Annotated in this window: 6 protein-coding genes and 1 pseudogene; 4 read left to right on the forward strand and 3 right to left on the reverse strand. The window is 51.4% G+C overall.

Translation table 11 applies throughout. The features are described from left to right. Nucleotides 1-49: 49 nt before the first annotated feature. Both BKX96_RS25140 and BKX96_RS25145 read right to left on the reverse strand, forming a co-directional pair. Entirely contained in the window at nucleotides 50-1,615 is a 1,566-nt protein-coding gene (locus BKX96_RS25140) for a class I SAM-dependent methyltransferase (RefSeq protein ID WP_218639284.1), read from the reverse strand. 102 nt (nucleotides 1,616-1,717) lie between these two features. Beyond that, nucleotides 1,718-2,758: a hypothetical protein gene (locus BKX96_RS25145; RefSeq protein WP_077185746.1), complete on the reverse strand. Its 1,041-nt coding sequence runs from the start codon at nucleotides 2,756-2,758 to the stop codon at nucleotides 1,718-1,720. A gap of 112 nt (nucleotides 2,759-2,870) precedes the next feature. Here BKX96_RS25145 and BKX96_RS25150 point away from each other — a divergent pair, with 112 nt between their 5' ends. The 4 genes and pseudogenes from BKX96_RS25150 to BKX96_RS25165 all read left to right on the forward strand — a co-directional run bounded on the left by BKX96_RS25150 (nucleotide 2,871) and on the right by BKX96_RS25165 (nucleotide 6,733). After that, nucleotides 2,871-3,158 carry a hypothetical protein gene (locus BKX96_RS25150; RefSeq protein ID WP_046031609.1) on the forward strand — a complete coding sequence of 96 codons (288 nt, stop codon included), beginning with the start codon at nucleotides 2,871-2,873 and terminating at the stop codon, nucleotides 3,156-3,158. Between the two features lie 259 nt (nucleotides 3,159-3,417). Next, complete coding sequence (gene istA, locus BKX96_RS25155; RefSeq protein ID WP_077185747.1) at nucleotides 3,418-4,959, forward strand: IS21 family transposase; 1,542 nt, start codon at nucleotides 3,418-3,420, stop codon at nucleotides 4,957-4,959. Next, a complete protein-coding gene (istB, locus tag BKX96_RS25160; protein ID WP_077185748.1) occupies nucleotides 4,956-5,699 on the forward strand; it encodes an IS21-like element helper ATPase IstB in 744 nt (247 codons plus the stop codon). Before istA ends, istB begins: the two co-directional genes overlap by 4 nt. Before the next feature lie 249 nt (nucleotides 5,700-5,948). Beyond that, nucleotides 5,949-6,733: pseudogene (locus BKX96_RS25165) on the forward strand (inositol monophosphatase family protein). A gap of 417 nt (nucleotides 6,734-7,150) precedes the next feature. On the opposite strand, the gene BKX96_RS25175 reads toward BKX96_RS25165, so the two are convergent. Next, the coding region (locus BKX96_RS25175; RefSeq protein WP_143512470.1) for a DDE-type integrase/transposase/recombinase at nucleotides 7,151-7,504 on the reverse strand (354 nt) is incomplete at its 5' end.

Genomic DNA, 7,504 nt, shown 5'->3' on the forward strand with positions numbered 1-7,504 from the left:
TTGTTGGTTGGCCGATAAAGCTACGCCCTATAAGAAAACATGAGTGATGCTAAGTCATCTCTGCCCCCCCATCCTTGAGGCTGCTCCTGCAGCCTTTTTTTCCCTTCGCCATTAGATGATTGCGCGTCAAGGGAAGAGCTAAAAAGCTACCTGCACGTTTACTCGACATTATCTGGTAGGCCCCCAGGTCACCAGCTTCGAACTCGAGTGCGCACGCCGTCATATACAGACGCCATGTACGGTAGGTGACCTTGCTGACTAATCCCAACACCTGATCCTTGTTCGCCTCGAGCCGCTCAACCCAACGCTTGAGCGTCAGTGCGTAATGGTGGCGTAGCGCTTCGACGTCGGCGATTTCGAATAGGCAATGCTCCATCGCCTGCTGGATATGGCTGACGGTATCGAGTTGGCCTTCGGGGAAAATGTAGTGATCGATGAACAGGGTGGACAAGGTTTCTTTCCACCCATGCACATCGTGAGTAATCCCCTGATTGAGGAAAAGACCGCCGGGTTTCAAGAGTCGATACACTGCCGTGAAATACCGTGGCAGATTCTCCAAGCCGACGTGCTCAAACATGCCGAGGCTGGTCACCTTGTCGTAAATCTCTTCGCCCGGGTGAGTGTGGTAGTCAGCGACCTCGACGGTGACTAGATCCTGTAGGCCCGCTTCGCAAATTTTTTCTCGTGTAATGTCCATCTGTTGCTGGTTGGTGGTTATGCCATGGGCGCGTACACCAAAATTACGTGCGGCATAAATGATCAGTGCTCCCCAACCACAACCGATATCAAGCAGATGATCGCCGCGCTTGAGCATTAGTTTGCGGCAGATCAGGTGCAGCTTTTGCTGCTGCGCTTGTTCCAGTTCGTCGTCGATGCGCTTGAAGTAGGCGCAGGAATAGACCATCGACTCATCCAGCCACAACCCGTAGAAAGCGCTCGGCAGAGTGTTGTGAAAAGCGATGGTCTCTAGATTTGCGGTTCGGGACCGTAAGTTAACTCGACGTGAATGAAGCCTCGGATGATGGTGACGAGCTGGCGTACTGCGAAGGATCGCCAGTTTTAAGCGCAGCGCCGCGGTAATCGCTTCAAGTCGATCGAGACCGCGAATGCTCAGGTTCCCCAGGTGGTCTTTCAGTGCCAAGGCGCTGAACAGATCGCCGTCGATATCGATGTCTTCACGAAGATAGGCATCAATCCAGCGCAGGGGGGCACGCCCAATTGCCAGGTTCAGTACTGCCTGTGGGCTACGAAATATCAGGGTAAATGGGGGAAGCGGTTTTTCCACTGCTTTACCGAGTCGCATGCTTGTACCGTTCCACAACCGTACGCTAAGGCCGCCGCGATAGGCACGAAAAAGCAGTTCGAGCAGGTCAGAGGCGGCCATTGCTGCTTGATCACTCTGTCCCTCGTTGTGAGTCACAATGAGATCCTTTTTGCGCGTAATGACGAGGCACACCGCCAGTATTGATCGTACGGCGTGACTGCATTCTTTCGCGTGCACGGTGTTGATGCGCGACCGATGACTGACATCAGATTTGCCCTGGATGACTATAGCCCTTGGGGTGTCATGATGTGCGTCATGTCTAGGTAGTTTTTGTTTGATGTCCTGTTTCATGGCCCAGACTGGTTGAGTCACACAACCCAAAGCAGCCGTTCAGATTCACGCGTAACGGTTGCATCCATAGAATCTGCTGAGATTCTTTTCATGTGATTCCACTTACAGGAACAGATCTACCGGAGGAAAGTGCTCTGAACGCCCTTCAAGAATACATTTCCAACCCCACGTTCGAAGAGCAGAGCCACGCTCAAAATCTTTGACAAGCTCAGTTGAGAAGTCCTTTAGATCAGACTTGAGCTCAAACTGAGGCTTCATGGCGTATTCAACGTCCATGCCCATCTTTCCGTGAATCAGCTTCTGCATAACTTTTGCTCTCTGGGGCCAGCTCAAACTTTTGCCTCTTCTGTCTTCATTCTGATAAACCATAGCATTCAAATGGGCTGACGCATGCACGTAGTCACTACTTATCATCCAAACTTTCAGGTGGGGTAAAGTCCCTAGGGGTAAGATGTGCTCAATTACCCAGTCCAAGAACGGAAGTGCAATGTGTCTAGCTTGGAGTTCAACTCCAATCATTAAAAGTACGTTGTGTAGCGTAAGTGCAACTTTTACAGCGGTGACAATGCGCTTTTGCTCAGTCGCTTCAAGCACTAAACAGATCAGACAAGCTACGCAGTCGAGGCTAACTCGCTTCTCTAGTTTATCTAACAATCGTTGTGTGACAGATTCGCGTTTTGAATACGCGGATAATCCTGAGAATCCTGACGAAAATACTACTGCTTGCACATCCACGCTCAGCGTTCTCATATAGGCGTCTGCATCAATATTCTTGTGATCTACGGATCGCATTATTTCCCAAAGAGGATGCTCCAACTCCCGAGTCGAACCAGGTGCCAGATGTTCAACGCGCCTAAGCGTTTTTGACTTCGGGGTATTTAAGTCTTTCTCGTACCCTGACCATTTACTTCGATAGTGACGAATTGTCCCATTGCTGTTTCGCTGAAACGATTCCCTTTCGAAATGTTGTTCCAGTGCGTATGCGGAAGACAGGAAAGTTCGGGCCTTCAGCCCTTCATACCAATAGCGAACTCGTAACGTCTCAATCGGGTTGCGTCGGGTAGCTTTTTTTTCACAATAATTGTTCCGCATTTCATGTGAGAACGCTGTATGGATTTCAGCGATTCGTTGAAAATCAGACATCTACGATGATCCCGCGAAAGCCCGTACCGTAAAAAATGTAGAAGTCTTACGGCTGGAAGGCAAGAACCCTGTTTATTAACATGAAGCGTGACTACACAGGACAAGCCGCGTCATGCAAGAACACATCGAGATAGAGACTCTCGCCTCCGAATTGGAGGACGACCTAGTAGATCGCTACGGGCTGATGCTAGGCAGTACCGCGTTATGGCGTGAGTTGGGCTATGCGTCGCATGAGGCTTTCCGCAAAGCCAAACAGCGAGGGCGAATTGAAGTGCCCTTGTTCGACGTACCAAACCGGCGCGGATCGTTTGCTTTATCTAAAGAGGTTGCAACCTGGATTGCAAAGCAGCGTTTCGCGCCTGCAAAGCAGGCTGACGCAATGCAAAAAGAAGCACATTGATTAGATCAACATGATCAGCCACAGAAAAAAGAGGTATCGAAATGAGAGGTGACTGAACCGCAACACGGTGGTTCAGGAGCACAAAAAAGCCCGGGGTTGGCGCCCCAGGCTTTTTTTGGTTATGTCAGGTTTCGAGTCCAAGACATCGCCATTCTGTGTTCCCCTGCGTTCGGCGTCAAGCCGGCCAAACCCCGTTCATCTGTAAATTTCACACGGCGCGATTTGTGAGGCGTTCACACGCCTGTCGCGGGGAGGAACGATGAGGCTACCAATTGAAAAACAACGCGAGGTGCTGCGCCTTGCGGCTGACAACAAGCTGTCCAACCGTGCCATTGGCCGGTTAGCGAAGGTGTCACACAATACAGTTCGCACAATCCGAGATCAGCAGGAGCAAAGCGGTGAAACCTGGGAAAGCCTCAGGCCACTCGACAATAAGGCGTTTACTGCCCGGCTGTTCAGCGACGCAAGAGGATCAACCAACAGGAAGGTTTGTCCGCAGTGGTTGGAAGTACACGACCAGTTGCGATTGCCCGACATGACACTGGAGTTGTTGTGGCAGGAGTTTAGGGAAAAAGAGCCTTCTGGGGTTTCATATGCTCAATTCACCCGCCTATACCGTGCTTGGCTGAATACGCAAAAGGTCAGCATGAGGCAGGTACACCTGCCGGGTGACAAGATGTTCGTCGATTTTTGCGGACGGACCATGCCTATAACAAATCCAGTGACAGGCGTCGTCACTACCGCTCAGATTTTCGTCGCTACTCTGGGAGCCTCGGGATACCTATTCGCGATAGCCGTCGAAAGTCAGACAACTCAGGATTGGTTGCGTTGTCACGTGCGCGCATTGGAGTTCTTTGAGGGAGTACCTAGGTTTGTTGTTCCCGATAACCTAAAAGCCGCAGTGCTCAAAACCACTCGCGACCAACTCGTACTGAATCGTGCGTATTCCGAGCTCTCGGAACATTACGCATTTACCATCACGCCTGCCAGACCTCGTAAACCCAAGGACAAATCGTTGGGTGAAATAGGTGTTCAGAGGTTTGTACTTGCTAGGCTCCGGGCGCGTACATTTTTCTCGCTAGACGAACTTAACGAACAAATTGCTTATTGGACTGGCGTTCTGAACGACAGAATAACTCGAACCTACCCCAAAAGCAGAATGGCGCGCTTTCTTGAAGTTGAATCACCAGCTTTGCAGCCACTCCCCGAAAGAAGTTATAACTATAGCCAGTGGATTTACCATGTCAGGGTCGGTAGCGATTATCACGTGCAGTTCAACGAGCATAATTACTCGGTTCCTTATCACTTTGCCAATCAGATAGTAGATCTGCGCATAAATGATGAGTGGCTTGAAGTCAGCTTCCAACGACAAATTATTAGCACGCATCGGGTGGAACTCGGTCGCGGCACCAGTACATTACGAGAGCATTTGTCCCCTAACCATGGACACTTTCAGGATTCACAACCGGAGATGCTGTTAGCGTGGGCACAAAGTATTGGCCCAGAAACCTTTTTTTACGTCAAAAAAAATCTCGATGACAGAAGGGACTTCGCCACAGGGCTACGAGCTGTAGTCGCGCTCAGGCGCGACGTGCGTAAGGGACAAATTCTATCGTCCCGATTGGAGTCGGCTTGTGCCTACGCTAATTCGCTCAACATTTTGAGTTCCGAACGGCTGCGTTCGATTTTGCGCAACGGGTCTGACCGGCGGCCTGCATTGAAAATTTCAGCGCCACTCATTGAGCATTCAAACATTCGGGGCGCTCAGTACTACGCCACCCAGGGAGATGAACCAGTATGAAACAAGTATTGAACACCTCTCAGGGGTTGCTGAACCTTGGTTTGACTGGAATGGCGATCGCGTATGAGCGTCAGCTTGAAGAGCCTGCTCTGCTTAAACAGCCTTTCGATACGAGGCTCGGTCTGATGATGGAGGCGGAGACATCTCAGCGTGAGACCAGAAAGATTGAGCGACTGCTCAAGGCAGCTAAGCTGCGCGAGTCGGAAGCGACCCTAGAAAACATTGAGTTCAAAGCCAATAGAGGGCTTGATCGCAACGAAGTCATGACCTTGGGTGAGTGTGAGTGGCTGCGTCGCCGGCAAAATATTATCATCACCGGCGCGACCGGTACCGGGAAAACCTGGTTGGCTTGTGCTTTTGGAAACCAAGCCTGTAGGCTCGGCTCACATACGGTTTATCGCACCGCCACAAAGCTATTCGAAGAAATATCCCTCTCCTACGCGGATCACACGCTCCCGAAACTTCGCCGCCAGTTGATCCGGGCCGAGCTCCTGATCATTGATGATCTTGGTATCGGTGGAATTGATGCGCAGCTTGGTCCTTTCCTTCTCGATGTCATAGATCAACAGTCTCAAAACGGCTCTCTGCTGATTACCAGCCAGTATCCGAAAGAGAAATGGTACGACTTGTTTACTGACCCGACGATTGCGGACGCTATCCTTGATCGCATCGTACACAAATCTCACGTTATTCAGCTCAAAGGAGAATCTATGCGTAGGGTTAAAAGCCGGAAACGCTGAGGTTCTCGTCCAATATAAAGGCCCTTCCAGCGCGTGCTAAGACGTCACCGGACTACAATTGGTCAAGGTGTATGCAACTGGTCAAGTCGAATGCAAATGCTTGGTCAGATGCCATGCAACTGATTGTTCCATAGCACAATTCACACAGTGAGACGTAGCGCCAGAATTGGCGCGCCGGCCTACCTATAATTAATCACAGCTGCCTTTAGGAGATTTCCTCAAGTCGGCTTACCAGCCTAAAGGAGCATTATGTCTAGCCCAGATCTTTCAGAGCTTCTCGCTCAAGTGACCGAGATTGTTGAGCGCGCAGGCGTTCTGCTTTCCGAGGAGTGGAACCGTCCGGATGGACCGCGTGGCTGGGGTGACAAGGCTGTGATTTTTGGGGGGAAGAAACGGGCCACGTCCTCACTGGGCACGCTTGGTGTTGGGTTGTAGACCCTAACGATGGCACGAGTGATTTTTTGAAGGGCTTGAAGGGATCGGCCATGTCGGTTGGGCTACTGCATAACGCTATTCCCGTGCTCGGGGTTGTACACGCACCAGTGACTTCCAGTGGGCTAGCCGATTGCATCAGTTGGGCGGAGGGTAATCCCCATGTGATTCGCAACGGCCAATCAATAGACGTCTTTCTCGCCGATAAAAAGCTTTCGAGCGACAGCACAATCATGGTGAGTGCAGCAGCAATGAACAACCCAGAACTCAATCGACAGCTGTGTGCTCCAGGACAATTCCATGCAATGCCATCAATCGCTTACAGACTGGCAAGAGTGGCCGCGGGAGACGGGGTATGCGGTGTCTCGCTCTACGCTGTTTCAGCGCATGATGTCGTGGCTGGGCATGCGCTGTTGAGAGGTGCGGGAGGCGTTTTATTGGATGAGAATGGGGTCGCCATACGTTACGCGACAAAGGCAAACATGATAACTGTTTCGCAACGGTGCTTTGGTGGTTCACCCTCGGTATGCCACGAATTAGCCACCCGCGAGTGGGACCAAGTGTTCAGATCTAGCGCCATAGATCACAAGTCTGACGCATAGCCATCAGAAAGCTTCAGGCCCTGGCTCAACGCCAGTAAAGGTGATTTCCACTGGCTCACCTTCACGCTGCCACGCCAACTGATAGACCAGCCATTGGTGTTCTCCCTCACAGCGATCCGCCACGAGCAGTAGGGTCCATCCTGCCCTCAGCAACCTATTGGCATTTTCCTCGCTCCGGGTGCTGATCAGCGTTTTCGTATGCTCAATGCCCACGATAAATTATCCCTCACCATCAAGATGATCGACTTGAATGCCGATGCTTCGATTTTTATGTCGATACTAGCTCCGGTGGAGCGGAAGTGCAGGATCCCACTGCAATGTCCAATCAGCTCTTCCGGCTGTCTTGATCTTCGCGGGGCGTACCTACCTCCCTAGATTAAACCGTGACTAACTCCGCTGTCAGGCAACCTGTAGTGGTCAACTAATCCCGGACACGACGTTAAGTTTTTTCTCGGCCTGAGCTGGGGCCAGTCCGTTATTGAATTGGTGCGGTCTAATCCAGTTGTACCGATGCATCAGGTAATGACTGATGTCGCGGTGCGCTTCTTGAGCTGTCATGTAGCCCACGGTCGGTATCCATTCAGTTTTCAAGCTGCGAAACACACGCTCCATCGGCGCATTATCCCAACAGTTTCCACGACGGCTCATGCTTTGGCGCATGCGGTAACGCCAGAGCCGTTGGCGAAACTGGCGACTGCCATATTGCGAGCCCTGATCCGAGTGAAACAGCAGCCCTTGAGGCCTGCCACGCTGTTCGTAAGCCATGTCCAA

This window comes from Pseudomonas putida (assembly GCF_001976065.1).
Classification (GTDB): domain Bacteria; phylum Pseudomonadota; class Gammaproteobacteria; order Pseudomonadales; family Pseudomonadaceae; genus Aquipseudomonas; species Aquipseudomonas serbica.